Here is a 26,989-nt window from a genome sequence, read left to right on the forward strand (position 1 = left end):
CCCACCATGACCGACGCCCCCACCGCCCTGCCCGAAGGCCTGTTCGCCGACGATGCTGGCTGCCCGCGCTGCACCTGGTGCCAGGCCACGCCGCTGTACCGCCACTACCACGACACCGAGTGGGGCTTTCCGGTGGATGACGACCGGCGCCTTTTCGAGAAGCTCTGCCTGGAGGGTTTTCAATCCGGCCTGAGCTGGCTCACCATCCTGAACAAGCGCGAGGGCTTCCGCGCCGCGTTCGACCATTTCGACGCCGAGAAGGTCGCCGCCTATGGCGAGGCCGACATCGAGCGCCTGGTGCAGGACGCGGCCATCGTGCGCCACCGCGGCAAGATCGTCTCCACCATCAACAATGCGCACCGCGTGCTGGAGCTGCGCCGCGAGTTCGGCTCGCTCGCCCGCTACGCCTGGCGCTACGAGCCCGCCGCCGCCGACCGGCCCGCACGCCTCACGCGCGAGGCAGCGCGCGCGCTGTCCACATCGCCCGCCTCGGTGGCCATGTCCAAGGACCTCAAGAGGCGCGGCTGGACCTTCGTGGGCCCCACCACCGTGTACGCCTTCATGCAGGCGATGGGGCTGGTGAACGACCATCTCGAAGGCTGCCATTCGCGCGACCGGGCGCTGCAGGCGCGGGCGGCGTTCACGCTGCCCTAGCCCCACCCATTGGCGGGTGGCCGCATCAGTGGCTATAGTGGTGCAGGTCACCCTTTCGGAGCTGCGCACCATGCATGCCTGTCCCCACTGCCAGAAGCCCGGCGTCCGCGACCCGGCGGTCCGCTGGTCCGCGCGCGAGAACCCTGCGCAGTGCACCTACTGCGGCGGCCTGTCGCACGTGCTGGCCAGCACCTCCAGCGCGATCGCCATGTTCACCTGGGTGACGCTGATCGGGGGTGCCGGTCTGGCCTTTGGGCTTGGCTCGGTGGTGATGGCGGTGGCCGCCGTGCTGGTGGCCTGCGCTGGCAATGTGTGGATGTGGCGCCGTTGCGAGCTGATCCCCATCGACCGCAAGTCTGCGCAGACCGCGAACCGCGTGGGCTGGGCCGCCACGGCGCTGGCCGTGATGATGGGTCTGTTCAGCTGACTGGACCGGCCCGATGGCCCGATGGCGCCCGCAGCGTCAGGCCCGCTCGCCCTTCGCGTTGACCACCACTTCGCCGTCTTCCTTGCTGAAAGCGCCTTGCTGCGGCGCGGGCAGGATGTCGAGCACCAACTCCGACGGCCGGCACAGCCGGGTGCCCAGCGGCGTCGTCACCAGCGGCCGGTTCATGAGGATGGGGTGGGCCAGCATGGCGTCGATGAGCTGCGCGTCCGTCACGCCCGGCGCGTTCAATTGCAGCTCGGTGAACAGCGCCTCCTTGGTGCGCACGGCGTCGATCACCGGTGCGCCCGTGGCGGCAATCAGCGCGACCAGCGTGGCGCGGTCCGGCGGGGTTTTCAGGTACTCGATGACCTCGGGCTCGATGCCGCTGTTGCGGATCATGGCGAGCGTGTTGCGGGAGGTGCCGCACTTCGGGTTGTGATAGATAGTGACGGTGGACATGGCGTGGTCGGTCATGGATCGATGGACAAGGGTTGCGAGTATCGCGGCCACGAGCGGTCGGGCCACCAGCGGAACACCAGCGGGCCGCCTTGCTGCCGGCACGTCATCCAGCGCCCAGCTCCAGGTGGTCCAGCAGCGCGAAGTCGGCCCCCGGCGCCGGCTCGGCAAACAGGGCAAGGCTGTCGAACTTCAGCGCGGGCATGTCGGAGAAGTATTCCTGCGCGGCATCCAGCACCAGCGCCTGGGTGCTGGCATCCACCTGCGACAGTCGCCCCGTGATCGTCATGTGGAAGCGGAACTCCTCCAGCACGAAGGGGTAGCCCCAAAGCTGCATCAGTTCGTCCTGCCGCGCGCTGAGACCGACGGCTCGGCGACGCGCCAGATCGGCCTTGGACAGGGGCGCTGCCAGAGGCTGCAATTGCATGACGCAGGCCGCCGCCGCGTCGCGCAGGGCTGCGTTGGCCGCATGCGAAGGCGGCGGTACCAGCGCCAGGAAGTCGCCCAGGCGCTCCACGTGCAACGGCGGCAGCTGGAAAGCGCTCAGGCTCTGCGCCACGGTTTGCACTGCGTGGTGCAGCGTCATCCAGTCCACGCCGGGCGCCAGTGAGAACGGGGCCTTGAGTGTGGCGTGCCAGCCGTATCGGCGCGGTGCTGCGGTGAGGCGTTCCAGCACATCGGCAGGCACGCCATGGATGTCGAGCTGTGGCAGCGGCTGCAGCAAGGCTGCGCATCGGCCCAGCCAATGGCTGCCCGCCAGCCATCCCAGGCTGCCGGGGCTGGGCGCGAAGTAGACCGCATAGCGATGGGCCGCCGCGGTCTCGGAGGCCGCCGGCAGAGGGGCTGCGGTTGCCGCCTGGTGCGGGCACGGTGTTGTCTTGGTATCAGGTGGCATTGCGGTCTTCGCTCATCCACCCCAGGTTGAGCGGGCGGTCTTCGAACTCGGTGTTGAGCACCACCGTGCTGGTGGTGCGCGCCACGCCCTCGATGGCCTTGATCTGGTAGAGCACGTCTTCCAGCGCCCGCGCGTGGGTGGTGCGCACCTTGGCCAGAAAGTCGTATTCACCCGCCACGCTGTGCAGCTCTTCGATCTCGGGCATGGCCTGCAGGCGCGGGGCGATGTCGCGGCAGTGGGCGCCGCCGTCGTTGCGGATGGCCACGAAGGCCGTGAAGGACAGCCCCACGCGCTCCGGCTCCACGCTGATGGAGAACCGGCGGATCACCCCCTTGTCCAGCAGCTTCTTCACGCGCTCGTGCACGGCCGCCGTGGACAGCCCCACTTCGCTGCCCACTTCGGCGTACGAACGTCGGCCATCCACGCTCAGCGCCGAAATAATTCTGGCGTCCATGTCATCTGTCTGAATATTTGCTTGCATAGCGGCATGAATTTGGTAAAAATTCCGAAATTCTTGCGAATTCCATAAATTATTCGGTCAGGTGAAGAATATGCCGGCAAATATCAATGTGCAAGCCCGCCACCCCGCGCCGTGGGCCTTGGGCCTCGCCCTGCTGTTGGTGTACGTGGTGTGGGGCACCACGTACTTTGCCATCGGCATCGCCTTGCAGACCATGCCGCCCCTGTTGATGAGCGCGATCCGTTTCCTGTGTGCAGGCGGCGTGATGCTGCTGGTGGCGCTGTGGCAGGGGCACGCGCTGCCCACGGTCTTGCAGTGGCGTAACTCGGCCATCGTGGGCGCGTTGATGGTGTTTCTGGCGATGAATCTGGTGGTTTTTGCGCAGAAGCTGGGCATCGGCTCGGGCCTGATGGCCACGGTGGTAACCACCATGCCGATGTGGCTGGCGCTGTGGTCGCACTGGGGCGGCGAACGGGTACCGTTGATGAGCTGGATCGGCGTGGCACTGGGCGTGGTGGGTGCGCTGCTACTCGCATTGGAGGGCGACTTTTCTGCGACCTGGCTCGGAGCGCTGCTGGCCTTTGGCGCGCCGCTGTGCTGGAGCGTGGGTTCGTACGCATCGCGCAAGTTGTCTCTGCCTGCGCCTGCCATGGCGGCGGCTGCGCAGTGGCTGGTGGGTGGGGCGATGGGGCTGGTGGCGGCACTGTGCTTCGAGCCGCTGAGCGCGCTGGGGCAGGTGAGTGCGAAGTCGTGGGCTGCGTGGGTGTACCTGCTGGTGTTTGGGACGCTGGTGGCGCTCAATGCGTATCTGTGGCTGCTGCAGAACACGTCGGCGGCGTTGGCGGGGAGCTATTCGTTTGTGAACCCGGCCGTGGCGTTGTTGGTGGGGGTGGCGCTGGGGGGTGAGTTGCTGACGGGGTGGGTGTTTGCGGCGTTGCCGCTGATTGGGGCGGCGCTGGTGTTGATTTTGTATGGCAAGGCGTTGAAGGGGTGGTGGGTGGGGCGAAGGGCGTCTTGGTGGGGCCTGCGGGTGGGGTAGTGGGCTGGGGTGTCTTGTTTTGTCTTGTCTTCCACCCGTTCAGGTTGAGCCTGTCGAAGTCTTTGCGCGTCTTCACTATCCGTTCTGATTGAGCTTGTCGAAACCTGGGCGCTAGCTCGCTAGCTCGCTGATTCGGCAGCATGCCTTTGTTGAGGGCGGGGGCCGGGGTGCGCGCCCGGCGGCGCGGTAACTTTCTCTTGGTTCGCCAAGAGAAAGTCACCAAAGAGAAGGCGACCCCAAGTCTGCGACCCCTTCGCTGCGCTACGGGGCAAACCTGCGTCGGGGCGGTTGCGGGGTGCGCCGTGGAACTCACTGCGCGCCTGCGGCGCTACGTTCAGACAGCCACGGCGAGCTAGATAACGAAGCATGCGCGCTTCGACGCGCATGCTCACCCCGCAACCGCCCCGACGCAGGCGCAGCCACAGGGGGGGCAGCCGAACAGCCAACCTCCGAACAGCCACACGGGCCATTGCTTCGCTCGGCCGCGCGGTCGCGGCGCGCAGCGCCTGCGCGTTCGGGGCCGAGCAACGCGATGGCCCGTGTGGATGTTCTCTCCCACATCCCTTCAGGATGCGCCGAGGAGCACAGGGCGTGGGGTGAGCGTGTGCCGAAGGACACACGCATCGTGAACTGACTCGCTGCGGATGTCTGAGCGTAGCGCGGCAGCGCGCAGCGAGTTCCGCAGCGCACCCCACGACCGAGCACCGCAGGTTGCCCCACTCGCCCGCAGGGCGAGTGGGGACGCAGGCTGTAGGGTCGCCCTTTCTTTGGTGACTTTCTTTCGGCGACGCGAAAGAAAGTTACTCGCACGCCGGGCGACTCCCGGCCTCCGCCCTTGAACCAGGCACGCGGTACAAACCAGCGAGCCTGCGAGCGCACCCCGGATTCGACAAGCTCAACCCGAACGGCCATGGGTCGATGTGCCCAGGTTTCGACAAGCTCAACCCGAACGGGCGGGAAGTCAATTCGCGGCTCTGTAGCTTCAGCCGACGCGGCTGAGCACTGCGGCGCTCAACCATGGATCACATCCATCAAGCCCCATCCGGCACCACCGCCGTCGCCTCAATCTCCACCTTCGCCCGCTCCTCCATCAACCCCACTACCTGCACACACGCCATCGCCGGAAAATTCTTCCCCAGCACCTCGCGGTACACCGCCCCCAGTTCCTTCAACCGCGCGTTGTACTCCTGGCGGTCCACCACATACCAGGTCAGCCGCACCAGATGCTCCGGCCCCGCGCCACCGGCCTGCAGCACCTCCCGCACGTTCAGCAACGTCTGCCGCGTCTGCGCAATGAAGTCATCGCTCTCGAACTGCTGCTGCGCATTCCACCCGATCTGCCCGCCGGTAAAAACCATGGTGCCGCGCGCCGCCACGCCATTGGCATAGCCCTTGGGTGCCACCCAACCTTGCGGTTGCAAAAGTGTGTTGATCATGTTGTTTCTACTATCTTCTAAGAGGACGACGACGAGGACGACGATAAGGGAGACGGAGCAGGCGAAGGAGCGCCCGCAGCCCCCTGGCGCAGCTTGAACCGCTGCAGCTTGCCCGTCTCCGTGCGCGGCAATACCGTGACGAACTCCACCACGCGCGGGTACTTGAACGGGGCAATCGTGGCCTTCACGTGGTCCTGCAGGGTCTTGACCATCGCCGCATCGCCGGTGTGGCCAGGTTTGAGCACGCAAATGGCCTTGACCACCATCCCGCGCTCGTCGTCGGGCACGCCGATCACGCCGCACTCGGCCACCGCGGGGTGGCGCAGCAGGGCGTCTTCGACCTCGGGGCCGCCCACGTTGTAGCCGGCGGTGATGATCATGTCGTCGTCGCGCGCTTGGTAGAAGAAGTAGCCGTCGGCGTCCTGCGTGAACGCGTCGCCGGGGTAGTTCCAGCCGTCCTTCACATACTTGGCCTGGCGCGGGTCGTCGAGGTACTTGCAGCCCGTGGGGCCGACGACGGCGAGCTTGCCCACGGTGCCCAGTGGCACCTCGTTGCCGTCGTCGTCCACCACCTTGGCGGTGTAGCCGGGCACGACCTTGCCGATGGCGCCGGGGCGCGTGTGGCCGCCCGCCGACGAGACAAAGATGTGGAACATTTCGGTGGCGCCGATGCCGTCCGTCATGTCGATGCCGGTAGCGTTCTTCCACAGCTGGCGTGTGGCGTCGGGCAGGCCCTCGCCCGCGCTCACGCTGATGCGCAGTTGCGGCAGGCCGATCTGTTGGGCGAACGGCGCCATCTGCCGGTAGAAGGTGGGCGCGGTGTAGCAGATGGTGACGCCCGCATCGCGCATCAGCGTGACCATGGTCTCGGGCGTGTAAGGCTGGTCCGGGAAGTACACGCTGGCCCCGGCCCACATGGGGAAGACGAGCAGGCCGCCCAGCCCGAAGGTGAAGGCCAGCGGCGGCGATCCGGCCACGATGTCGTCGGGCGTGGCCTTGAGCACGTGGCGCGGCCAGGCCTCGCAGGCGGCCAGCACGTCGCGGTGGGTGTGCACCGCCGCTTTGGGCGCGCCCGTAGTGCCGGAGGTAAAGGCCATCAGCGCGATGTCGTCGGCCGATGTGGGGCAGGGCGGTGTGGTGCCGGGCTTGGCCTGTGCGCGCTGGACCAAGTCGGCCGCATCGGGCGCGGTGTGGAACGGCACGATGGCGGCCAGCACGGGTTGCTGCGCCTGCGCCGCCTGCAGCTCGGCCAGCAGGCGGCCGTCGCACAGCGCCAGCGTGGGCTGTGCGCGTTCGATGATGCTGGCCAGCTCGCCCGCGCGCAGCAGCGGCATGGTGGCCACCGCAACCAGGCCGGCGTACACCGTGCCCAGCCAGGCCAGCGCCATCTCCACCGTGTTGCCGCCGCGCAGCAGCACGCGGTTGCCGGGCACAAGGCCGTGGTCCTGCGTCAGTACCTCGGCGATGCGCGCGGCCTCGGTCCAGGCGTCGCGGTAGGTGTACGTGCGGTGCGGGCCGCGCAGCAGCGGGCGGTCGATGTGGCCGGCGCGCTCGGCCTGCTCGAACAGGGATTGCACCAGGTTGGCCTGCGCGGCGATCTGCTGCTCGGGCAGGTCGTAGTGCAGCGTGGGCCAGGCCTCGGGTGGGGGCAGGCGGTCGTGCACGAAATGGTCGGGCTGTGCGGACGGGGCGGTGCTGCTGCTGCTGCTGCTCGTGCTGGTGCTGCTCATGTCGTGTTACTCCTGCAGGGTGGCCTTGCCGATGATGAGTTGCTGCACTTCGGTGGCACCTTCGTAGATGCGCAGCGAGCGGATGTCGCGGTACAGCGACTCGACCTTGCTGCCCACCTCCACGCCGCGCCCGCCGTGCAGTTGCAGCGCCATGTCGATGACGCGCTGGGCGTTTTCGGTGGCGGTCATCTTCGCCATTGCGGCTTCGGCCGAGACCCGGGCCTGGCCTGTGTCGCGCAGCCAGGCCGCGCGGTAGGTGAGCAGCGCGGCGCTGTCCACCAGCGCGGCCATCTCGCCGATCTTGGCCTGCGTGAGCTGAAAGTCCGCCAGTGTCTGGCCGAACATGCGGCGCTGGCGCGCGTGGTGCACGGCCTCGGCCAGTGCGCGGCGCGCCATGCCCAGCGCGGCGGCGGCGACCGACGCGCGAAAGATGTCGAGCGTGCGCATGGCCAGCTTGAAGCCGCCGTTTTCTTCGCCCAGCAACGCGTCGCCAGGCACTTCGCAATCGGTGAACTGCAGTGTGGCCAGCGGGTGGGGGGCCATCACGTGGATGTGGTGCGAGGCATCCAGGCCCGGCGTGCCCGCATCGACGATGAAGGCGCTGATGCCGCGCGTGCCGCCCGCCGGGTCGGTCTTGGCGAACACGCAGTAGAAGTCGGCGATGCCGCCGTTGCTGATCCAGGTCTTGGTGCCGGTCAGCGAATAGGAGCCGTTGTGGCCGCTACCGCTGGATGGATGAGCGCGAGCAGCTATCGTTTGCATAGCGCCCACATCGGAGCCTGCCTCGGGCTCGCTCAGCGCAAACGCCGCGATCAGTTCGCCGCGCGCCACGCCCTGCAGGTAGTGCGCCTGCTGCGCGGGGCTGCCGGCCAGCGTGATGGCGCCGCTGCCCAGGCCCTGCATCGCAAAGGCAAAGTCCGCCAGCGGCGAGTGGTAGGCCAGTGTCTCGCGCAGCAGCACCAGCGCGCGCGAGTCGAGTGCGGGCAGCGCGCCGCCGTGTTCGGCGGGCACGCAGTAGCGCAGCCAGCCGCCCGCGCCCAGGCGCTGCACCCAGTCGCGGCAGGCGGCGCGGTCGTCGGTTTCATCGACCTGCTGCGCGGCGGCCCAGGGCACCAGGCCGTCGGCCAGCGCGCGGTGGGCGTCGTCGAAGAAGGGCAGGGCCAGGTGCGCCGTGGAGGGCGGGCGGGGGGCTGGGGGCGTTGCTACGTGCATCTTCTCAATCCCCTTGGAACACAGGCTTTTGCTTGGCCGCAAACGCCTCGTACGCGCGCCGGAAGTCTTCGGTCTGCATGCAGATGGCCTGCGCCTGCGCCTCGGCCTCGATGGCCTGCTCGATGGTCATGCTCCACTCCTGGCTGAGCATGGTCTTGGTCATGCCGTGGGCGAAGGTGGGGCCGTCGGCCAGCGTGCGCGCCGTGGCCTGCACGTTGGCCAGCAGGTCGGCGCTCTCATACAAATCATTGAAGAAGCCCCAGGCCAGGCCTTCGTGCGCCGTCATCGCGCGGCCGGTGAACAGCAGCTCGCTGGCGCGGCCCTGGCCGATCATGCGGGGCAGCAGTGCGCAGGCGCCCATGTCGGCACCGGCTAGGCCCACGCGCGTAAAGAGGAAGGCGGTCTTGGTCGCCTGGGTGCCGTAGCGCATGTCGCAGGCCAGCGCCATCATCGCGCCCGCGCCGGCGCAGATGCCGTCGATGGCGCCCAGCACGGGCTGCGGGCAGGCGCGCATGGCCTTGATCAGATCGCCCGTCATGCGCGTGAACTCCAGCAGCTCGGGCATGGTCATGGTGGTGAGCGGGCCGATGATCTCGTGCACGTCGCCGCCCGAGCAGAAGTTGCCGCCCGCACCGGTGACGACGATGGCCTTCACGTCGGTGGCAAACCGCAGCGCGTAGAAGAAGTCGCGCAGCTCCGAGTAGCTCTGGAAGGTGAGCGGGTTCTTGCGGTCCGGCCGGTTGAGCGTGACGGTGCCCACGCCGCCATCAAAGCTCCACGCAAAATGCTCGGCCACGTAGCGGGCCTCAGGGTTGAACTGCTCGCGCATAGGGTTGCTGGCCCCGATGAAGTGTTTCATTCGGCTGTCTCCAAAGAGTTGTCTTGGGTGTGTTCCTTCACCTTGCCCAGCAGGCGGTGCAAGGTGGCGATGTCGCGTTCGCCCAGCGTGGCAAACGCCTCGACGATCCACTGCTCGTGCTGGCGCGCCATGTCGTTGAACTGCTGGCGGCCTTGCGGTGTCAGGCGCACCAGGTAGGCGCGGCGGTCGCCTTCCACGTCCAGGCGCTCCACCAGGCCTTCGGCCACCAGTTGGTCGGTGATGCCGGTGATGTTGCCGCTCGTCACCATCATGCGGCGCGAGAGCTCTTTCATCTTCATGCCTTCGGGCGCGCGTTCGAGCTGCGCCATCAGGTCAAAGCGCGGCAGCGTGGTGTCGAACTGCGCGCGCAGGTTGCTGCGCACCTGCTTTTCGATGAGCTGCGTGCAGGTGAGCATGCGCAGCCACAGGCGCAGCGCCTCGGGGTGCTCGCTGGGGGCGGCGCCGTGCAGGCGGGCTTCGAGGTCCATGGCTAGCCCTCTTCCTCGGCCGATGCTCTGTTTTTGGTCGCTGATGGCGCTTGTGCAGCCAGCGCTGCGACCTGTTTTTGTTTGGCGATCTCGCGCAGCATCTGGTCGCGTCCGCTGGCGTACTGCACGGGCCAGTCGGTGTGCGCGGCGGCCACGGGGCTCAGCTGCGCAGCGGCGTGCAGCGTCCATGCCGGATCGGCCAGGTGGGGGCGGGCGATGGCGCACAGGTCGGCGCGGCCGGCGGCGATGATGCTGTTGGCGTGGTCGGCCTCGCTGATCGCGCCCACGGCCATGGTGGCGATACCCACCTCGTTGCGGATGCGGTCGGCAAACGGCGTCTGGTACATGCGGCCGTACACCGGCTTGGCGGCGCGCGTGGTCTGGCCGGACGACACGTCGATCAGGTCGGCGCCTGCGGCCTGGAACAGGCGCGCGATCTGCACCGCGTCGTCGGGCGTGGTGCCGCCCGGCGCCCAGTCGTGGGCCGAGATGCGCACGCTCAATGGCTTGTCGGCCGGCCACACGGCGCGCACGGCGGCGAACACTTCGAGCGGGTAGCGGCAGCGGTTGTCGATGCTGCTGCCGCCGTATTCATCCGTGCGCTGGTTGGTGATGGGGCTGATGAAGCTGGCCAGCAGGTAGCCGTGCGCGCAGTGCAGCTCCAGCCAGTCGAAGCCGCAGGCCGCGGCGCGCTCTGCGCTGGCGACGAACGCGGCGGTCATCCCGTCCATGTCGGTGCGGGTCATGGCGGCGGGCGCCTGGTTCTGCTCGCCGTAGGCCAGGGCGCTGGCGGCCAGCAGGGGCCAGTTGCCATCGGCCAGCGGCTCGTCCGTGCCTTCCCAGCCCACGCGCGTGGAGCCTTTGGGGCCGCTGTGGCCCAGCTGCAGGCCGATCTTGGCGGTGCTGCTGCCGTGCACGAAGTTCACGATGCGGGTAAAGGCGGCTTGCTGCGCATCGTTCCACAGCCCGGTGCAGGCAGGGGTGATGCGGCCCTCGGGCGTGGGGCTGGTCATCTCCACCATCACCAGCGCCGCGCCGCCCAGCGCGCGCGCGCCCAGGTGCACCAGGTGGAAGTCCTGCGGCACGCCATCGACCGCGCTGTAGGTGGCCATGGGCGAGACGACGATGCGGTTCTTGAGGGTGAGGCCTTTCAACGCAAAGGGCGTGAGCATGGGGGGCACGGCTGTCGTGCCACCGGCCAGCCAGGTCTCATAGCCCTCCAGCCACTGCGCATCGCGCAGCCGCAGGTTTTCGTGGCTGATGCGCTGGCTGCGGGTGAGCAGCGAATACGCGAACTGCTCCACCTGCATGCCGGTGTAGCGGTTCACGTTCTCGAACCACTCGGTGGAGTTGCGCGCGGCGTTCTGGATCTTGAGCACCTCAACGCTGCGGCGCGCCTCGTAGTGCTGCAGCACCTCGTCCATGGGCAGGCCCTTGGGAAGGCCGGTCGCAAATTCGTTGGCCAGGTCGATCGCGTCTTCGAGCGCGAGCTTGGTGCCGCTGCCGATCGAGAAATGCGCGGTGTGCGCCGCGTCGCCCATCAGCACGATGGGCACCTGCTTGCCGCCGATGGTCTCGCGGTGCACCCAGGTGTTGCAGATCACGCGCGGAAAGCGGATCCAGTTGGCCGAGCCGCGCAGGTGCGTGGCATTGCTGATGAGGGCGTTGCCATCGAGGTACTTGGCAAACAGCTGCTCGCAAAACGCAATCGCCTCGGGCTGCTCCATCTGGTCCAGGCCGTGGGCCTTCCACACCGCTTCGGGGGTCTCGATGATGAAGGTGGAGGTGTCGGCGTCGAACTGGTAGGCGTGCGCCTGAAACCAGCCGTGTTCGGTCTGCTCGAAAGCGAAGGTAAAAGCGTCCAGTTTCTTGTGCGTGCCCAGCCAGACAAAGCGGCACTCGCGCAGGTCGATGTCGGGCTGGTAGGTGGCGGCGTAGCGCGTGCGGATGCGGCTGTTGAGGCCGTCGCTGGCGATCACCAGGTCGGCGCCGTACTGCACGGCCAGGGCCTGGTCGTCGGCCACATCGGTCTCGAACACCAGCTCCACGCCCACGGCCAGGCACCGGTCCTGCAGGATGTTGAGCAGCCGCTTGCGCCCGATGCCGCAAAAGCCGTGGCCCGAAGAACGCACGCTGCGGCCCTTGAAGAACACCTCGATGTCGTCCCAGTGGTTGAACGCGTCGCCGATGAGCGCGGCCGTGGGCGCGTCGGCCGCCTGCAGGTTGGCCAGCGTCTGGTCGGACAGCACCACGCCCCAGCCGAAGGTGTCGAACGGCCGGTTGCGCTCGACCACCGTGACCCGGTGGGCAGGGTCTTGCTGCTTCATGAGCAGTGCGAAATAAAGGCCTGCGGGCCCGCCGCCAATGCAGAGGATGTTCATGGGAAAATAGTTTAGGCTTAAACAACATGCTGTCAATGGGGCCTTCCCGGCGACCCATGGCGCGGGCAAGGTCATGGCGCCAGGTGTTGACGCAGTGCAGCAAGCTGCCAAAAATAAATTGCATGAAGCACCTTCTGAACACCCTGGAAGGGCGGCTGGCGGCGCTGCCGGTGCCGATGGCCGTGCAACTGCCCGCCGGGCAGCAACTGGGCGCGCGCGACCCCGCGGTCACGCTGCGCTTTCGCGACCGCCTGGCGCTGGTGGCGCTGGCCACGGGCGAGATCGGCAACGTGGGCGCCGCCATCGTCGAAGGCCGGGTGGCGCTGGAGGGCGGCATGCGCGACCTCATGGCCGCGGCCGCGGGCCTGCTGACGCGCGATCCGGCCCGCGACCAGCACCATGGCTGGCAGCGCGTGCTGGCGCGGGCCCGCTCCATGGCCGTGCACACCCTGGGGCACGATGCACGGCATGTGCAGTTCCACTACGACCTGTCCGACGACTTCTATGCGCTGTGGCTGGACGAGCGGCGCGTGTACTCGTGCGCCTACTACCGGGACGCCGCCCTGGACCTGGCCTCCGCGCAGGAGGCCAAGCTCGACCACATCTGCCGCAAGCTGCGCCTGGCGCCCGGCGAGCGCTTTCTCGATATCGGCGCGGGCTGGGGCGGCCTGCTGCTGTGGGCGGCCGAGCATTACGGCGTGGACGCCACGGGCATCACGCTGTCGCACCACCAGCATGCGCACGTGCAGCGCCTCATCGCAGAGCGCGGCCTGCAGGGCCGGGTGCGCATGGAGCTGCGCGACTACCGCGAGCTGCCGCCCGGCCAGCCCTTCGACAAGATCGCCTCGGTCGGCATGTTCGAGCACGTGGGCCGCGCGCAGATGGGCCGCTACTTCGACACCGTGCACCGCCTGCTGCGCCCGGGCGGCCTGATGCTGAACCACGGCATCACCGCCGGCGCGGTGGACAACGCGCAACTGGGCGCGGGCATGGGGGATTTCATCGAGCAGTACATCTTTCCGGGCGGCGAGCTCATCCATGTGAGCGCGGTGCTGCACGACATGGCGCGCGCGGGCCTGGAGATGGTGGACACCGAAAACCTGCGCCCGCACTACGCGCGCACGCTGTGGGCATGGTCCGACAGGCTGGAGGCCCGCCTGCCTGCGGCGCGCGACGTGCTGGCCGCACACTGGGGCAGCGAGCAGGGCGATAAAGTCCTGCGTGCGTACCGCCTGTACCTTGCAGGCAGTGCGCTGGGGTTCGAGCGCGGCTGGATGGCCCTGCACCAGATGCTGGCCGTCCGGCCCGACGGCGACATGGCCACGGGGGCGATGCCCGGCGCACAATCGGACTATCCGTTCACCCGCGAGTACATCTACCGCAGCTAAGTCTGCTTCATCCAACCAAGAAAACGGTTCACCTCCATGCTCTACAAATTCAAATCCCGCGCTGCAGCCGACCTGATCATGCTCGAGCCGCAGGGCCGCCAGGTCGTGACCATCATGGGCAAGACGCCGGGTGCCAGCGGCATCGTGACGGTTGCCCAGATCCCTGCCGCCATCGCAGCGCTCGAGTCCGCCGTGGCCGCCGAAGAAGCCCTGCCGGCCTCTGCAGACGCGGACGGCGACGACGAAGCCACCACGCAGGAACGCGCCGAGACCGTGCGCCTGCGCCAGCGGGTGGCACCGCTGATCGACATGCTCAAGCGCAGCGCGGCCGAGGGCGCGGATGTGGTCTGGGGTGCGTGATCAGATGTGATCTGATCTGGACTCGCACTGGGGCGGACGGACGCCCTGGCCGCCTTTGAATCACTGCCGGAACATGCCCGCAGCGATCCGGCAGGCATTCAAATTTGAAAGAGGCGCGTAGTTGTGGCGACAGCGCGTGGCGCGATGGCCGCGCCGTCAGCGGCGATCAATCCACCTTCGCTCCCGACGTCTTCACCACCTGCGCCCACTTCTTGTGCTCATTGTCGATGTGCCTGGCAAAGTCGGCGGGCGTGTTGCCCCCAGGGATCGCGCCTTGCGCCACCAGCCGCTCCTTCATCGCCGGCGTGGCCAGCGACTTGGCGACTTCCTGCTGGATGCGGTTCACGATGTCGGCCGGTGTGCCAGCAGGCGCCAGCAGGCCGAACCACGAGCTGGCTTCGTAACCCTTGAGCGTGGGGCCGCCGGCCTGCTCCACCGTCGGCACATCGGGCAGGGCGCTGGAGCGCTGCGAGCTGGTCACCGCCAGCGCCGTGAGCTTGCCCGCCTTGATCTGCGCCATCGACGACGGCAGGTTGTCGAACATCACATCGGCGTTGCCCGCCACCATGTCCAGCAGCGCGGGGCCCGAGCCGCGGTAGGGCAGGTGCAGCATGAAGGTGCCCGTCATGCTCTTGAACAGCTCGCCCGCGAGGTGGATGGACGTGCCATTGCCGCTCGACGCCATGTTCATCTTGCCCGGGCTGGCCTTGGCTACGCGGATGAAGTCCTGCACGTTGGAGATGCCCTGGGCCTTGGCCTTGTCGGCATTCATCACCATCACGTTGGGCACCGCAGCGACCATGGTGATGGGCACGAAGTCCTTGATCGGGTCGTACGGCAGCTTGGCATACAGCGCGCGGTTGATGCCGTGCGTGCCCACCGTGCCCATCAGCAGCGTGTAGCCGTCGGCGGGCGACTTGGCCACGACCTCGGCCCCCACATTGCCGCCCGCGCCCGCACGGTTGTCAACGATGAACTGCTGTCCGAATGCACGGCTCAGTTCGGGCGCCATGGCGCGCGCCAGGATGTCTGTGGTGCCGCCCGGGGCGAACGGCACCACGATGCGCACGGGCTTGGTGGGCCAGCCGCCGCCGGTCGTGGGCGCTGCGGTCTGCGCATGGGCAGCGCCCGGTGCTACCAGCAGCGAGCCCGCCGCGGCGATGGCGAGGGCACCGAGCGCGCTCAGGGTGAAGGCGAGCGCGACGGCCTTGCGGCGGCTGCGCGCCTGGCTGCGGGCCTGGATCTGTGCGCTGGTGCGCGCGGGTTGGTAGGGGGCTGGTTGCGGCTGAGCCATGGGCGGGCTTTCGTAGTACGGATGGTCTTCCAGCTCGACGGCTGTGACTCTCTTTGTACGTGGGCTCGGACGCCCTGCGCAGATGGGATAACCCGTATCAAGTGCATACTTTGCTACATTGTTCTGCGGGGTTGTAGCCCGTTACACGCGAGCAAGTCTGTTACGCCGCAGGGCGGCTGAAAAGAATTTCCGACTCCTATGATTCGCGCCGCCAGCACCCGGTAGAGGTGCTGCGAATCAGGAGGGATTTGTCGATGGGTTTTCTGGCATGGCCTTTGGAGAGCAACCGCATCCGGCGTGATGTGACGAACAACACTTTCGGCACGGTGCGGACCAACGCCGATGGGACGAAGCGTGATCACCAAGGGTGGGACTTGGTGGCGACCAAGCTCACGGCTTGCTACGCAATTGCGGACGGTGTGATCAAAAGTGCGAAGGATGAAGGGCCCAAAGGTCACGGAAAGACCGTGGTGCTGGAGTTTTCATTTCAGGGACGCGCGCTGTTTGCGCTGTACTCGCACTTGAGCCTCTTCAACGTGGCGGCGGGCTGCAAGGTCGAGCAAGGGGAAATCATTGCCTATACCGGCACCTCCGGCAATGCCAGAGGTATGACCGGGGAAGATCAGCACTTGCATTTCGAAATTCGGACGGACCAGTACGCCCGTGGAGGGCTCACCGGCAGAATCAATCCCGAGGAGCTTTACGGACGCGCTCCGAAGGGGATGACCATCGTGGAGTCACATGCGCAAAAGCGGCTGTTGTCAGGCAGCACCGGTTTGAAGATTCACGCCACAGACATGAGGCGCTGGTGATGGGCCAACACATGGTTGTAACCCTGGCCCTGTGCTGCGCCTTGGCGGCATGCCAGCGCACCGAGGAGGTCCCAATCGCTGGAGTCTCCGACGCGCAAGCCTTGCTCGGGAAAACCTACCTGTCCTCCGCGGCCCAGGGGCGTTTGGTGGAGGGCTCTCCCTGCGATTTCATGGGTGCCAGTGTGGAATGGGAGAACGAGCCAGAGAAAATCGGCTGGTCCGACGCGGTGGCAGTGTGTCAGGGCGTGCCTGTTCTTCTGATCGCCAAAACGCGTAAAAGCAATGCCCCGCTCCTCAGTTTTCCCCTCTGGGAAATCGTCGCGGTCCAGGTGCTCCCCCAAGTCAGCAACTACGCCGAAGAAGGCTTGGGGGACGACCCTCTGGAGCTCATTTCCCCCACAGCCGGTCAATGCGATGTGGGCCAGTCTGGATCGCAACCTGTCTATGTGCTGCTTCGCTGGGGTGGGCGCGATACAGTGGCCGGGCCGCCGGGGGTGGAGGCTGTATGGATGATCGATGCGGCCAATGACCGGTTCGTGGCGCTGGACCCGCGCGATGTCCGCTGTGAACAGATGACTGAATGATCGCCCCCCTGCTCGTCTGCCTCATTCCTCTAGCGGGCGCGGCCAGCGGGGTCACGCAACCGCCCAATCATCACGACTGCCGCCAACAAAAAGCCGCCCTGCTTTTCGCCAGGGCGGCTGCTTTGCGGGCTCAGCGCAACCAGTTGCGCTAGACCGTCTGTGCGGTGATCAATCAGTCCGCGTAAGAACCCGCCGCCTTGATAGCCGCACCGAACTTCTCGGTTTCTGCCAGCACGAACTTCTTGTGTTCAGCCGGCTCGACGCGCTTGTCGGTCGCGACCACGGCGCCCAGGCCTTCCTGCTTCTTGATGAACTCGGGGTCCTTCAGGGCGACCTTGAGGGCGTCGTTGATCTTGGTCAGTATCGGTGCGGGCGTGCCCTTGGGGGCGTACAGGCCGTGCCAGATGGTCACGTTGAAGTCCTTCACACCCGACTCGGCCAGCGTGGGCAGGTCTTTCAGGGCGGGGGTGGTCAGGCGCTTGCTGGTGGTCACGGCATAGGCCTTGACCTTCTTGCTTTCGATCTGCGACGTGGTGTTGGTGGTCTGGTCGCACAGCAGGTCGATCTGGCCGCCGATCAGGTCGGTGATGGCAGGTGCCGTGCCCTTGTACGGTACGGCGGTCATGTCGACCTGCACGGCGCTCTGGAAGATCAGACCGCACAGGTGCGATGCCGAGCCCTGGCCTGCGTTGCCCAGGTTGATCTTGCCCTTGTTCTGCTGCAGCCAGCCAGCCAGTTCCTTGTAGTTGTTGGCGGGCATCGAGGGGCGGGCGATGAGCGTCATGGGCACGTCGTTGATCACGCCCAGGTATTCGAAGTCGTTGGCCACGTTGAAGGCCAGCTTGCGGTACATGGTGGGCATGGTGGCCATGCTCACGTGGTTGAGCAGCAGGGTGTAGCCGTCCGGTGCGGCGCGGGCCACCTTGGCGGAGCCGATGGTGCTGCCGGCGCCGGCCGAGTTGTCCACCACCACGCTGATGCCGCCCAGGGGCTTGCGGATGGCTTCGGCCAGGTCGCGCGCCACGCGGTCGGTGGGGCCGCCAGCGGCGTAGGGGACCACGATGGTGATCGTCTTGTCCTTGGACGGGAACTCCTGGGCGCTGGCGCCAAAGGCGGTGGCTGCAGCGGCAGCGATCAGTGCGAGTTTCAGCATTTTTTTCATGGTCTCTCCTGTAAATGACGGGCCATGATAGCGAGGGGGGTCTGGCGAGGTATTGCGGATATTACGTAGCACACCCCCTGCAGGGTCTTCAAGCCAAAAAGGCCTGCAGCGCTTGCCAATCAAGCGCCAAGCGCTATTGAATAGTGAGCATGCGTTAGGGTAAATACTGCAGTTCCCGGGGGGCAGGATGGGAATGGCGGGCGGTGGCGGCCGCCTGAATGGGCGGTTTCTTGCGCTGGCGCAAACCTGCGGTGCCGTGCGGTGGACGCCTGGCACCAGGTTTGGCCGCAGCCGGCGCCCGGGCGCGCCGCGGCCAAGGTGACGGCCTACTTGTAGCTTCTGGCGTCCTCGATCACCTTGCCGTCGTTGGGCAGGGTGCCGGGGGCCACCATCTGCACGTCGCCGCGCAGCTTGGTCACTTCGCGGATGGCGTCGCCCAGTTGGCGCGCCAGGCCTTCGGCGGTCTCGGTGGTCTCGACCTGCAGCACCATCTGGTCGTTGGCCATCTCGCCGCTGACCACCAGGCGTGCGCGCAGCACCTGCGGAAACCGCCGTGCGATGGTCGCGATCTGGCCCGGGTGCACGAACATGCCGCGCACCTTGGTCGTCTGGTCCGCGCGGCCCATCCAGCCCTTGATGCGGGTGTTGGTGCGGCCGGTGGGGCAGGTGCCCGGCAGCACGGCCGAGAGGTCGCCGGTGCCGAAGCGGATCAGCGGGTAGTCGGGGTTGAGCGTGGTCACCACCAGTTCGCCCACCTCGCCCTCGGGCACCGGGTCGCCGGTGCCGGGGCGCACGATCTCGACGATGGCGCCTTCGTCCAGCACCAGGCCTTCGCGCGCCGAGGTCTCGTACGCGATCAGGCCCAGGTCGGCCGTGGCGTAGCACTGGTAGCCCGCGATGCCGCGCTCGGCAAACCAGTCGCGCAGCGACGGCGGGAACGCCTCGCCGGACACCAGCGCCTTGGTCACCGTGGGCAGCGGCACGCCCAGCTCGGCGGCTTTTTCCACGATGATTTTCAGAAAGCTCGGCGTGCCGATGTAGCCCGCGGGCCGCAACTCGGCCATGGCCTGCACCTGCTGCTCGGTCTGGCCCGTGCCGCCCGCAAACACGGTGCAGCCCAGCGCATGGGCACCGGTCTCCATCATCGAACCCGCGGGCACGAAGTGGTAGCTGAAGCTGTTGTGGATCAGCTCGCCCCGCCGGAACCCCGCCGCGTAGATCGCCCGCGCCATGCGCCAGTAGTCGGGCCGCGTGCCCTCGGGCTCGTAGATGGTGCCCGGGCTCGCGAACACCCGCGGCATGCCCGCCCCAAAGCCCAGCGCCGAAAACCCGCCGAACACATTGCTCGCGCGCTGCGCCTGCTGGCGCTCCAGCAGCTCGTACTTGCGCGTGACCGGCAGTCGCGCCAGCGCTGCACGGCTGGTCACACCCGCCGCATCCACGCCGGCCAGGATGTCCGCGAATGCCGCACTGTTCTGCTGCGCATGCCCCACCTGCCGCGGCAACGCCGCCAGCAGCGCCGCCTCGCGCTCGGCCGTGCTCCGGGTTTCCTGGGCGTCAAAAAACGTCGTCATGCCGGGATTCCTCTGCAGTGTTTTGAATGAAATAAGCCGCTACCGCACACCCATCAAGCGCCAGCAGCTATGAAATCAGGAGTAAACAAAAAAACGTTGATTGCGTCACACCGCCAAACCCCCCGCTGCCCCCACCCAGCGCACCCGTGGATCTGGCTCCGCCAGTCCACCGGGTGCGTCCCCCTGAGGGGGAAGGCGCGCAGCGCCTCAGGGGGCATGTCAAGCCAACCAGCGCTTGCGCCGCTTGTAGCTCTTGACATCCTTGAAGCTCTTGCGCTCCCCGCCGCCCACGCCCAGGTAGAACTCCTTGACGTCCTCGTTGTTGGCCAGGTCGCTCGCGGCGCCGTCCATCACCACGCGGCCGCTTTCCATGATGTAGCCGTAGTCCGAATATTTGAGGGCCATGTTGGTGTTCTGCTCGGCCAGCAGGAAGGTGACCTTCTCCTTGGTGTTCAGGTCCTTCACGATGTTGAACACCTCCTCCACGATCTGAGGCGCCAGGCCCATGGAGGGCTCGTCGAGCAGCACCATGCTGGGGTTGGCCATCAACGCGCGGCCGATGGCGCACATCTGCTGCTCGCCGCCCGACGTGTACGCCGCCTGCGAGGTGCGCCGTGTCTTGAGCCGCGGAAAGTAGTTGTAGACCTTCTCCAGGTTGGCCGCGATCTCGGCCTTGCTGGTGCGGGTGTAGCTGCCCGTCATCAGGTTCTCTTCGATGGTCAGGTGGGCAAAGCAGTGCCGCCCCTCCATCACCTGCACCACGCCGCGCTGCACCAGGTCGGCGGGCGACAAATTCTCGATGCGCTCGCCGCGCAGCTCGATGCTGCCCTTGGTGACCTCGCCGCGCTCCCCCTGCAGCAGGTTGGAGATCGCGCGCAGCGTGGTGGTCTTGCCCGCCCCATTGCCCCCCAGGATGGCCACGATGGAGCCCTGCGGCACCTGCAAGGAGACGCCCTTGAGCACCAGGATCACATGGTTGTAGATGACCTCGATGCCGTTGACGTTGAGAACGATATTGCTGTTGGAGTCCATGGTCTTCTCTTCCTTCGCTGTGCCAATCCAAAGAGCTGCGGTAGTTCGCAACGCTTTGGGTTGGCGGCTGCCCCCGGGAGCAACCGCTTCGTCACACCCGTCGGTACGGTCGCAGCCCAGACGCGAGGGCCACCGCGCAAGGGCCGCCCCGCCGCGCTGGTGGCGTCCCCCTTCCCGAATCGCGCCAGCGATTCGAGAGAAGGGGGAAGCGGCGCAGCCGCTCAGGGGGATGTACTTAGCTTTGGCAGTCCGCAGCATCCCGACGCGTCATCTTCTTGTCCGCCAAGTACTTCTCCGCACCGGCCTTCACCATGGGCTTCAGGATCTGCTCATCGGCCTGGTACCAGTCGGACGAGAAGTCCCACTTCTTGCCGTCCCAGGTGTGCACGCGTGCCCAGGTCGATCCCATGTGGTCGGCGCAGCTGGTGGACAGGGGGCGCATCACGCCGCCAAAGCCCATGGCGTCGAGCTTCTTCTGGTCCAGCGCCAGGTTCTCCATGCCCCAGCGCACCTGCTCGCCGGTCATGACCTTGCCCTTGCCGAAGCGCTCCTGCGCGCGGCGCACCGACTCGACCGCCAGCATCTGGATGATCACGCCGCGCGTGTACAGCACCGAGCCCACTTCGTCCTTGGGGCCCGTGCCCTGGCCCTTGTCGTGCACGTGCTTCATGATGTCCTGGATGACCTTGCTCTGCGTGCCGTAGCCGTTCAGCGCCAGGGCGTGATAGCCCTTGGCGCCTTCGCCCACATCGCGCACGTCCGGCTCGGCGCCGGCCCACCACACGCCATACAGCTTGTCGCGCGGGAAGCCGGTGGCCTGCGCTTCCTTCAGGGCGGTGGAGTTCATCACGCCCCAGCCCCACAGCAGCACGTAGTCGGGGCGGCTCTGGCGCACCTGCAGCCAGGTGGCTTTCTGCTCCACGCCCGGTGCGGTCACGGGCAACATCTGCAGCTCGAAGCCGTGCATCTTGGCGCGCTCCTGCAGCAGCGGGATGGGCTCCTTGCCGAAGGGGCTGTCGTGGTAGACCAGCGCGATCTTCTTGCCCTTGAGCTTGTCCAGCCCGCCGGCAGACTTGCCGATGTGCTGGATCAGGATGTCGGCGCCGGTCCAGTAGCTGCCCATGAAGGGGAAGTTCCACTTGAACGCCTGGCCGTCCTGCGCCACCGACAGGCCGTAGCCCAGCGTCATCAGCGGGATCTTGTCCACGGGCGCTTTTTCGGTCAGCGCAAAGGTGATGCCGGTGGCCTGCGGGTCGAACAGCGCCACGCCGGGCTTGCCCTTCAGCCGCTCATAGCATTCCACGCCGCGGTCGGTGGCGTAGCCCGTTTCACATTCTTCAAAGGTGAGCTTCACGCCGTTGATCCCGCCGTCGCGGGCGTTGATCATCTTGATGTAGTCCTGCTTGCCGTTGGCCCATGGCACGCCGTTGGGAGCGTAGGGGCCCGTGCGGTAAGACAGCAGCGGGAAGAACTGCTCCTTGGCTTGCGCGAAGGCACTCGTCGCGACGGACGAGGCGCCAGCGGCAACCACCGCAGCGGCGATCACGAGTTTCGAAAGCTTCATGGATGTCTCCTTTGAATGAATGTGTTGAAGCACGGGGAAGAAACTGACGGATTCAAGGGCTGCGAGCTTTGCACTGGCATGCACGAGGCCAGCGCCACCGTGGAACTGGCTCTGCCAGGCCACCGGTGGCGTCCCCCTCCCGAAGGAAAGGGGGAAGGCGCGAAGCGACTCAGGGGGTGCATATCAGTCAATGCGGGAAGGGCCACAGCCGGAGTTTTTGCTTGGCGGTAGACCACAGCTTGGCCAGGCCGTGGGGCTCGACGATCAGGAACCAGACGATGAGCGCGCCGAAGATCATCAGCTCGGCATGCGACACGCCCGCCGTGGAGATCGTGATGCCGAAGAGGCCCAGCAAGGCCGGCAGGAACTGGTTGAGCACGATGGGCAGCACCACGATGAAAGCCGCACCGAAGAAGCCGCCCATGATGGAGCCCAGGCCGCCGATGATCACCATGAACAGCAGGCGGAACGACACCTCCACCGAGAAGGCCGCCGGCTCCCAGGCGCCCAGGTGCACGAAGGCCCACAGCGCACCGGCCATGCCGATGATGAAGGAGCTCACGGCAAACGCGCTGAGCTTGGCGTACATCGGGCGGATGCCGATCACCGCGGCGGCCACGTCCATGTCGCGGATCGCCATCCACTCGCGACCGATGGCGCCGCGCACCAGGTTCTTGGCCAGCAGCGCCACCACCACCAGCACCGCCAGGCAGAAGATGTACTTGCTGGTCGCGCTCTCGATGGGCAGGCCGAAGACCTGCAGGCTGTTCACCGACACCGAGCCCGAATCGGAGTTGTTGGTGAACCACTTGATGCGCAGGAACATCCAGTCCGAGAAGAACTGTGCGGCCAGCGTGGCCACCGCCAGGTACAGGCCCTTGACGCGCAGGCTGGGCAGCCCGAACAGGATGCCGAAGAACGTGGCGCACAGGCCGCCCAGGATCAGCGCGGGCACCAGCGGCATGCCGGGGATGCGCACGAAGAAGTTGTATGCGCCGTAGGCCCCCACGGCCATGAAGGCGCCCGAGCCCAGCGAGATCTGCCCGCAGTAGCCCACCAGGATGTTCACCCCCAGGGCCGCCAGCGCCATGATGACGAAGGGGATCAGGATGGCGCGGAAGATGTAGTCGCTGGCCAGCATGGGCACGGCGATGAAGGCCACGGCCAGGATGAGGCCGATGGCGATGCGGTCCTGCGCGATCGGGAAGATCTGCTGGTCGGCGCGGTAGCTGGTCTTGAACTGGCCGTTTTCGCGGTAGAGCATGGTGTGTCTCCTGTTGGTCTTGTTATGTTTCAGACGCGATCGATGATCTTTTGCACGGGGGCGCACCTGCGGTGCCACGCGGCGCCTGCGGCCCCGCTGACAACGCGCGGTGCGCGTTGTGCCTCCTTCGAAAAATTATTGGTCGCGTACTTCATACGCGATCAATAATTTTTTCGCCGAACAAGCCCTGCGGTCTGAACAGCAGGAACACCAGCGCCAGCACATACGCAAACCAGATCTCGATGCCCCCGCCCACGAACGGGCCCAGGTACACCTCGGACAGCTTCTCGCCCACACCGATGATCAGCCCGCCGATGATGGCGCCGGGCACCGAGGTGAGGCCGCCCAGGATCACCACCGGCAGCGCACGCAGCGCCACCGTGGTCAGCGAGAACTGCACGCCGAGCTTGCTGCCCCAGATCATCCCGGCGACCAGCGCCACGACCCCGGCCACGCACCACACGATGACCCAGATGCGGTTCAAGGGAATGCCGATGGACTGGGCGGCCTGGTGGTCGTCGGCCACGGCGCGCAGGGCGCGGCCGGTGGAGGTCTTCTGGAAGAAGACGCTGAGCAGCACCACCAGCGCGGCCGCGATGCCGGCGGCGATCACGTCTTCCTTGTTGACGAGGATGCCGCCCTGGAACAGGGACTCGAGCATGAAGATCGGCTCCTTGGGCATGCCGATGTCGATCTTGTAGATGTCGCTGCCGAACATCGTCTGGCCCAGGCCTTCGAGGAAGTAGGTGATCCCGAGCGTGGCCATGAGCAGCGTGGCGCCTTCCTGGTTCACCAGGTGGCGCAGCACCAGCTTCTCGATCAGCCAGGCCACCACGAACATGATGGCGCCCGCGATGATGAAGGCGGCCACCGTGGCGACGATGGGGCTGGTGATGCCCGTCCACTTGGGGATCCATTCGGCAAAGCGCGCCATGGCCAGGGCCGCGAACAGCACCATCGCGCCCTGCGCGAAGTTGAAGACGCCCGAGGCCTTGTAGATCAGCACGAAGCCCAGCGCCACCAGCGAATACAGCATGCCGGCCATGAGGCCGCCGATCAGTGTTTCGAGAAAGAATGCCATTGTTTTTTCTCCCGCCCTTCAGTGGCTGGTGCCCAGGTAGGCGCTGATCACGTCTTCGTTGTTGCGCACCTCGTCGGGGGTGCCGTCGCCGATCTTCTTGCCGTAGTCGAGCACCACCACGCGGTCACTGATATCCATCACCACGCCCATGTCGTGCTCGATGAGCACGATGGTGGTGCCGAACTCGTCGTTCACGTCCAGGATGAAGCGGCACATGTCCTGCTTTTCTTCCACGTTCATGCCGGCCATGGGCTCGTCGAGCAGCAGCACCTGCGGCTCCATCGCGAGAGCCCGGCCCAGGTCCACGCGCTTTTGCAGGCCGTAGGGCAGCTGGCCCACGGGGGTCTTGCGGTACGCCTGGATCTCCAGGAAGTCGATGATGTGCTCGACCTTCTCGCGGTGCGCGATCTCCTCGCGCTCGGCAGGGCCCCAGCGCAGTGCCTGCAGGAGCAGGTTGCTTTTGATCTTGAGGTTGCGGCCGGTCATGATGTTGTCGATCACGCTCATGCCCCTGAACAGCGCCAGGTTCTGGAAGGTGCGGGCCACGCCCATCTCGGCCACCTGGCGCGAGTTCATGTGCGAAAACGTCTTGCCGCGGAAGGTGATGGAGCCGTCCTGCGGCGTGTACACGCCGTTGATGCAGTTGAGCATGGAGCTCTTGCCCGCGCCGTTGGGCCCGATGATGGCGCGGATCTCGTGCTCCTTGACGTTGAACGAGATGTCGGTGAGCGCCTTCACGCCGCCGAACCGCAGGCTGATGTTCTTGACGTCCAGGATGACGTCGCCGATCTTCTTGGTGGTCATGGCGTGGGGCTTCTCGGGCGGGTAGAGCGCGGGCTTCATGCGGCGGTCTTCACGGGGGTGAAGGTTTTGGTGTCGGACAGCTTGAGCGTGGCGCTCACGCTGCCGGTGCGGCCGTCCTCGAACTTGACCTGGGTCTCGATGAACTGCTCGGTGCGGCCTGCATACAGGGCCTCGACCAGCACGCCGTACTTGTCGGCGATGAAGCCGCGGCGGACCTTGTTGGTGCGCGTGAGCTCGCCGTCGTCGGCATCGAGCTCCTTGTGCAGCACCAGAAAGCGGCTGACCTGGCTGCCGGCCAGCATCGCGTCGGTGGCCAGGTCTGCGTTGACTTTTTCCACGCACTCGCGGATCAGCTCGTACACCTCGGGCTTTTGCGCCAGGTCGGTGTAGCCGGCGTAGGGCAGGTTGCGGCGCTCGGCCCAGTTGCCCACGGCGTCGAAGTCGATGTTGACCATCACGCACACCTTCTCGCGGCCGTCGCCCAGGGCGACCACTTCCTTGATGTGCGGGAAGAACTTGAGCTTGTTCTCCACGTACTTGGGCGCGAACATGGCGCCGTCGTTGGCGCCGCCCCTGATGCGGCCCACGTCCTTGACGCGGTCGATGATCTTCAAATGCCCGTGTGCGTCGAGGAAGCCCGCATCGCTGGTGTGGTACCAGCCGTCGGCCGTCAGCACCTCGGCCGTGGCCGTGGGGTTCTTGTAGTACTCCTTGAGCAGGCCGGCGGACTTGACGAGGATCTCGCCGTTGTCGGCCACCTTGATCTCCACGCCGCGGATCGGCACGCCCACCGTGTCGGCGCGGGCCTGGTTGTCGGGCTGCAGGCAGACGAACACGGCGGTCTCGGTGGAGCCGTACAACTGCTTCAAGTTGATGCCGATGGAGCGGTAGAAGGTAAACAGGTCCGGCCCAATGGCCTCGCCTGCGGTGTAGGCCACCCGCACGCGGGAAAAGCCCAGGTTGTTGCGCAGCGGGCCGTACACCAGCAGGTTGCCCAGCGCGTACTTGATGCGGTCCAGGGCGCCCACGGGCTCGCCGTCCATCAGGGCCGGGCCCACGCGCTTTGCCACGGCCATGCAGGCCTCGAACATCTTGCGCTTGATGGTGCCGGCGTCTTCCATGCGGATCATCACGCTAGTCAGCAGGCCTTCAAAAATACGCGGCGGCGCGAAGTAATAAGTGGGCCCCACTTCCTTCAGGTCGATGGTCACGGTGCTGGCCGACTCGGGGCAGTTGACCACGTAGCCGCAGGCCAGCCACTGCGAGTAGCTGAAGATGTTCTGTCCGATCCAGGCCGGGGGCAGGTAGGCCAGCACTTCCTCGCTGCTGGTGAGCTTGTCGAACTCTGCACCGGCGGAGGCGCGGTCGAGCAGCGTGCTGTGCGTGTGGACCACGCCCTTGGGGTTGCCCGTGGTGCCCGAGGTGAAGAACATCGCGGCCACGTCGTCGGGGCTGGCCTTGGCCACCTCGGCGCGGAACCACTGGGGGTGCTGGGCCACATAGGCCTGGCCGGTGGCGATCAGCGCGTCAAGCGCATCGAGGCCCTGCTCGGCATAGTTGCGCAGGCCGCGCGGGTCGTCGAAGTAGATGCGCTCGATCAGCGGGCACTGCTCGCGGATTTCCAGCATCTTGTCGACCTGCTCCTGGTCTTCCACCAGGCAAAAGCGCACCTCGGCGTTGTTGAGCGGGAAGATGCACTCCGCACCCACGGCGTCCTGGTACAGCGGCACGGGGATGGCGCCCAGCGACTGCGCGGCCAGCATGGTGGCGTACAGGCGCGGGCGGTTGGCGCCGATCACCACCATGTGCTCGTGGCGCGCAAGGCCCGCCTGGTGCAGGCCGGCGGCGATCTGCTCCACCAGCTGCGCCAGGTCGGCCCAGGTGTGGGTCTGCCAGATGCCGTACTCCTTTTCACGCAGGGCCGGCGCGGTGGGGCGTTCGGCGGCATGCCGGAGCAGTTGTTGCGGGAACGTGGTCTTCATTCCGGTCCTCGGTGTGACAAGGGGCGCCCAGGCTGGCCTGCGGCGGGGTCG

25 protein-coding genes are annotated in these 26,989 nt (G+C 66.6%); 7 read left to right on the top strand and 18 right to left on the bottom strand.

The window, feature by feature from the left end; genetic code table 11:
* The first annotated feature begins 6 nt into the window (after positions 1–6).
* Both ACSQ3N_RS03120 and ACSQ3N_RS03125 read left to right on the top strand, forming a co-directional pair.
* Positions 7–654, top strand: coding sequence for a DNA-3-methyladenine glycosylase I (locus tag ACSQ3N_RS03120; protein WP_436145564.1), 648 nt, complete (start codon positions 7–9; stop codon positions 652–654).
* Between the two features lie 70 nt (positions 655–724).
* Complete coding sequence (locus ACSQ3N_RS03125; RefSeq protein ID WP_436145565.1) at positions 725–1,081, top strand: hypothetical protein; 357 nt, start codon at positions 725–727, stop codon at positions 1,079–1,081.
* 36 nt (positions 1,082–1,117) lie between these two features.
* On the opposite strand, the gene arsC is transcribed toward ACSQ3N_RS03125, so the two are convergent.
* The 3 genes from arsC to ACSQ3N_RS03140 form a co-directional block, all read right to left on the bottom strand.
* Positions 1,118–1,540, bottom strand: coding sequence for an arsenate reductase (glutaredoxin) (gene arsC, locus ACSQ3N_RS03130; RefSeq protein WP_436145566.1), 423 nt, complete (start codon positions 1,538–1,540; stop codon positions 1,118–1,120).
* Between the two features lie 103 nt (positions 1,541–1,643).
* Positions 1,644–2,432: a DUF1045 domain-containing protein gene (locus tag ACSQ3N_RS03135; protein ID WP_436145567.1), complete on the bottom strand. Its 789-nt coding sequence runs from the start codon at positions 2,430–2,432 to the stop codon at positions 1,644–1,646.
* On the bottom strand, positions 2,422–2,886 hold the full coding sequence (locus ACSQ3N_RS03140; protein WP_436145568.1) for an Lrp/AsnC family transcriptional regulator: 465 nt from the start codon (positions 2,884–2,886) through the stop codon (positions 2,422–2,424). Before ACSQ3N_RS03140 ends, ACSQ3N_RS03135 begins: the two co-directional genes overlap by 11 nt.
* Before the next feature lie 97 nt (positions 2,887–2,983).
* Between ACSQ3N_RS03140 and ACSQ3N_RS03145 the strand changes: the two genes are divergently transcribed.
* Positions 2,984–3,931 (top strand): EamA family transporter, encoded by a 948-nt coding sequence (locus ACSQ3N_RS03145; RefSeq protein WP_056165173.1) that lies wholly within the window; start codon positions 2,984–2,986, stop codon positions 3,929–3,931.
* Between the two features lie 1,031 nt (positions 3,932–4,962).
* On the opposite strand, the gene ACSQ3N_RS03150 is transcribed toward ACSQ3N_RS03145, so the two are convergent.
* From ACSQ3N_RS03150 to ACSQ3N_RS03175, 6 genes are read right to left on the bottom strand one after another with little or no spacing between them, the layout of a single operon-like run.
* The gene (locus tag ACSQ3N_RS03150; RefSeq protein WP_056164173.1) at positions 4,963–5,367 is read right to left on the bottom strand and encodes a RidA family protein; all 405 of its coding nucleotides are present in this window, start codon (positions 5,365–5,367) and stop codon (positions 4,963–4,965) included.
* A gap of 17 nt (positions 5,368–5,384) precedes the next feature.
* Complete coding sequence (locus ACSQ3N_RS03155; RefSeq protein ID WP_436145569.1) at positions 5,385–7,097, bottom strand: AMP-binding protein; 1,713 nt, start codon at positions 7,095–7,097, stop codon at positions 5,385–5,387.
* 6 nt (positions 7,098–7,103) lie between these two features.
* The gene (locus ACSQ3N_RS03160) at positions 7,104–8,309 is read right to left on the bottom strand and encodes an acyl-CoA dehydrogenase family protein (RefSeq protein ID WP_436145570.1); all 1,206 of its coding nucleotides are present in this window, start codon (positions 8,307–8,309) and stop codon (positions 7,104–7,106) included.
* 4 nt (positions 8,310–8,313) lie between these two features.
* Complete coding sequence (locus ACSQ3N_RS03165) at positions 8,314–9,168, bottom strand: enoyl-CoA hydratase family protein (protein WP_436145571.1); 855 nt, start codon at positions 9,166–9,168, stop codon at positions 8,314–8,316.
* Entirely contained in the window at positions 9,165–9,656 is a 492-nt protein-coding gene (locus tag ACSQ3N_RS03170) for a MarR family winged helix-turn-helix transcriptional regulator (RefSeq protein WP_056164186.1), read from the bottom strand. Before ACSQ3N_RS03170 ends, ACSQ3N_RS03165 begins: the two co-directional genes overlap by 4 nt.
* A gap of 2 nt (positions 9,657–9,658) precedes the next feature.
* Positions 9,659–12,037, bottom strand: coding sequence for a bifunctional salicylyl-CoA 5-hydroxylase/oxidoreductase (locus ACSQ3N_RS03175; RefSeq protein ID WP_436145572.1), 2,379 nt, complete (start codon positions 12,035–12,037; stop codon positions 9,659–9,661).
* 122 nt (positions 12,038–12,159) lie between these two features.
* On the opposite strand from ACSQ3N_RS03175, the gene ACSQ3N_RS03180 reads away from it, so the two are divergent.
* Positions 12,160–13,425, top strand: coding sequence for a class I SAM-dependent methyltransferase (locus tag ACSQ3N_RS03180; protein WP_436145573.1), 1,266 nt, complete (start codon positions 12,160–12,162; stop codon positions 13,423–13,425).
* 36 nt (positions 13,426–13,461) lie between these two features.
* Positions 13,462–13,785: a DUF1840 domain-containing protein gene (locus ACSQ3N_RS03185; protein WP_056164194.1), complete on the top strand. Its 324-nt coding sequence runs from the start codon at positions 13,462–13,464 to the stop codon at positions 13,783–13,785.
* Positions 13,786–13,951: 166 nt separating this feature from the next.
* Here ACSQ3N_RS03185 and ACSQ3N_RS03190 read toward each other — a convergent pair whose 3' ends face one another.
* A complete protein-coding gene (locus ACSQ3N_RS03190; protein WP_235507274.1) occupies positions 13,952–15,079 on the bottom strand; it encodes a Bug family tripartite tricarboxylate transporter substrate binding protein in 1,128 nt (375 codons plus the stop codon).
* A 254-nt stretch (positions 15,080–15,333) separates the two neighbouring features.
* On the opposite strand from ACSQ3N_RS03190, the gene ACSQ3N_RS03195 reads away from it, so the two are divergent.
* Positions 15,334–15,891: a M23 family metallopeptidase gene (locus tag ACSQ3N_RS03195; protein WP_056164197.1), complete on the top strand. Its 558-nt coding sequence runs from the start codon at positions 15,334–15,336 to the stop codon at positions 15,889–15,891.
* A gap of 11 nt (positions 15,892–15,902) precedes the next feature.
* Entirely contained in the window at positions 15,903–16,475 is a 573-nt protein-coding gene (locus ACSQ3N_RS03200; protein WP_436145574.1) for a hypothetical protein, read from the top strand.
* 172 nt (positions 16,476–16,647) lie between these two features.
* Here the strand turns inward: ACSQ3N_RS03200 and ACSQ3N_RS03205 are convergent, their stop codons facing one another.
* The 8 genes from ACSQ3N_RS03205 to ACSQ3N_RS03240 form a co-directional block, all read right to left on the bottom strand.
* Positions 16,648–17,637, bottom strand: a complete 990-nt coding sequence (locus ACSQ3N_RS03205; RefSeq protein ID WP_056164202.1) for a tripartite tricarboxylate transporter substrate-binding protein — start codon at positions 17,635–17,637, stop codon at positions 16,648–16,650.
* A gap of 326 nt (positions 17,638–17,963) precedes the next feature.
* Positions 17,964–19,211: a phenylacetate--CoA ligase family protein gene (locus ACSQ3N_RS03210; protein WP_056164204.1), complete on the bottom strand. Its 1,248-nt coding sequence runs from the start codon at positions 19,209–19,211 to the stop codon at positions 17,964–17,966.
* A gap of 219 nt (positions 19,212–19,430) precedes the next feature.
* On the bottom strand, positions 19,431–20,243 hold the full coding sequence (locus ACSQ3N_RS03215) for an ABC transporter ATP-binding protein (protein ID WP_055400025.1): 813 nt from the start codon (positions 20,241–20,243) through the stop codon (positions 19,431–19,433).
* 235 nt (positions 20,244–20,478) lie between these two features.
* Positions 20,479–21,807: an ABC transporter substrate-binding protein gene (locus tag ACSQ3N_RS03220; protein ID WP_056164207.1), complete on the bottom strand. Its 1,329-nt coding sequence runs from the start codon at positions 21,805–21,807 to the stop codon at positions 20,479–20,481.
* A 187-nt stretch (positions 21,808–21,994) separates the two neighbouring features.
* Complete coding sequence (locus ACSQ3N_RS03225; protein WP_056164211.1) at positions 21,995–23,071, bottom strand: branched-chain amino acid ABC transporter permease; 1,077 nt, start codon at positions 23,069–23,071, stop codon at positions 21,995–21,997.
* Between the two features lie 151 nt (positions 23,072–23,222).
* Positions 23,223–24,152: a branched-chain amino acid ABC transporter permease gene (locus tag ACSQ3N_RS03230; RefSeq protein WP_056164213.1), complete on the bottom strand. Its 930-nt coding sequence runs from the start codon at positions 24,150–24,152 to the stop codon at positions 23,223–23,225.
* 18 nt (positions 24,153–24,170) lie between these two features.
* On the bottom strand, positions 24,171–24,956 hold the full coding sequence (locus ACSQ3N_RS03235) for an ABC transporter ATP-binding protein (protein ID WP_056164565.1): 786 nt from the start codon (positions 24,954–24,956) through the stop codon (positions 24,171–24,173).
* Positions 24,957–24,991: 35 nt separating this feature from the next.
* Positions 24,992–26,938: an AMP-dependent synthetase/ligase gene (locus ACSQ3N_RS03240; RefSeq protein WP_056164216.1), complete on the bottom strand. Its 1,947-nt coding sequence runs from the start codon at positions 26,936–26,938 to the stop codon at positions 24,992–24,994.
* Positions 26,939–26,989: the final 51 nt, after the last annotated feature.

Origin of the sequence: Acidovorax sp. LjRoot194 (genome assembly GCF_964253015.1) — a bacterium.
In the GTDB taxonomy this organism is placed as follows: domain Bacteria; phylum Pseudomonadota; class Gammaproteobacteria; order Burkholderiales; family Burkholderiaceae_C; genus Acidovorax.

Bases quoted from the DNA above. Each gene is read 5' to 3' on its own strand.
- ACSQ3N_RS03120 (WP_436145564.1), top strand. From the start codon at position 7: ATGACCGACGCCCCCACCGCCCTGCCCGAAGGCCTGTTCGCCGACGAT.
- ACSQ3N_RS03125 (WP_436145565.1), top strand. From the start codon at position 725: ATGCATGCCTGTCCCCACTGCCAGAAGCCCGGCGTCCGCGACCCGGCG.
- arsC (WP_436145566.1), bottom strand. From the start codon at position 1,540: ATGTCCACCGTCACTATCTATCACAACCCGAAGTGCGGCACCTCCCGC.
- ACSQ3N_RS03135 (WP_436145567.1), bottom strand. From the start codon at position 2,432: ATGCCACCTGATACCAAGACAACACCGTGCCCGCACCAGGCGGCAACC.
- ACSQ3N_RS03140 (WP_436145568.1), bottom strand. From the start codon at position 2,886: ATGGACGCCAGAATTATTTCGGCGCTGAGCGTGGATGGCCGACGTTCG.
- ACSQ3N_RS03145 (WP_056165173.1), top strand. From the start codon at position 2,984: ATGCCGGCAAATATCAATGTGCAAGCCCGCCACCCCGCGCCGTGGGCC.
- ACSQ3N_RS03150 (WP_056164173.1), bottom strand. From the start codon at position 5,367: ATGATCAACACACTTTTGCAACCGCAAGGTTGGGTGGCACCCAAGGGC.
- ACSQ3N_RS03155 (WP_436145569.1), bottom strand. From the start codon at position 7,097: ATGAGCAGCACCAGCACGAGCAGCAGCAGCAGCAGCACCGCCCCGTCC.
- ACSQ3N_RS03160 (WP_436145570.1), bottom strand. From the start codon at position 8,309: ATGCACGTAGCAACGCCCCCAGCCCCCCGCCCGCCCTCCACGGCGCAC.
- ACSQ3N_RS03165 (WP_436145571.1), bottom strand. From the start codon at position 9,168: ATGAAACACTTCATCGGGGCCAGCAACCCTATGCGCGAGCAGTTCAAC.
- ACSQ3N_RS03170 (WP_056164186.1), bottom strand. From the start codon at position 9,656: ATGGACCTCGAAGCCCGCCTGCACGGCGCCGCCCCCAGCGAGCACCCC.
- ACSQ3N_RS03175 (WP_436145572.1), bottom strand. From the start codon at position 12,037: ATGAACATCCTCTGCATTGGCGGCGGGCCCGCAGGCCTTTATTTCGCA.
- ACSQ3N_RS03180 (WP_436145573.1), top strand. From the start codon at position 12,160: ATGAAGCACCTTCTGAACACCCTGGAAGGGCGGCTGGCGGCGCTGCCG.
- ACSQ3N_RS03185 (WP_056164194.1), top strand. From the start codon at position 13,462: ATGCTCTACAAATTCAAATCCCGCGCTGCAGCCGACCTGATCATGCTC.
- ACSQ3N_RS03190 (WP_235507274.1), bottom strand. From the start codon at position 15,079: ATGGCTCAGCCGCAACCAGCCCCCTACCAACCCGCGCGCACCAGCGCA.
- ACSQ3N_RS03195 (WP_056164197.1), top strand. From the start codon at position 15,334: ATGGGTTTTCTGGCATGGCCTTTGGAGAGCAACCGCATCCGGCGTGAT.
- ACSQ3N_RS03200 (WP_436145574.1), top strand. From the start codon at position 15,903: ATGGTTGTAACCCTGGCCCTGTGCTGCGCCTTGGCGGCATGCCAGCGC.
- ACSQ3N_RS03205 (WP_056164202.1), bottom strand. From the start codon at position 17,637: ATGAAAAAAATGCTGAAACTCGCACTGATCGCTGCCGCTGCAGCCACC.
- ACSQ3N_RS03210 (WP_056164204.1), bottom strand. From the start codon at position 19,211: ATGACGACGTTTTTTGACGCCCAGGAAACCCGGAGCACGGCCGAGCGC.
- ACSQ3N_RS03215 (WP_055400025.1), bottom strand. From the start codon at position 20,243: ATGGACTCCAACAGCAATATCGTTCTCAACGTCAACGGCATCGAGGTC.
- ACSQ3N_RS03220 (WP_056164207.1), bottom strand. From the start codon at position 21,807: ATGAAGCTTTCGAAACTCGTGATCGCCGCTGCGGTGGTTGCCGCTGGC.
- ACSQ3N_RS03225 (WP_056164211.1), bottom strand. From the start codon at position 23,071: ATGCTCTACCGCGAAAACGGCCAGTTCAAGACCAGCTACCGCGCCGAC.
- ACSQ3N_RS03230 (WP_056164213.1), bottom strand. From the start codon at position 24,152: ATGGCATTCTTTCTCGAAACACTGATCGGCGGCCTCATGGCCGGCATG.
- ACSQ3N_RS03235 (WP_056164565.1), bottom strand. From the start codon at position 24,956: ATGACCACCAAGAAGATCGGCGACGTCATCCTGGACGTCAAGAACATC.
- ACSQ3N_RS03240 (WP_056164216.1), bottom strand. From the start codon at position 26,938: ATGAAGACCACGTTCCCGCAACAACTGCTCCGGCATGCCGCCGAACGC.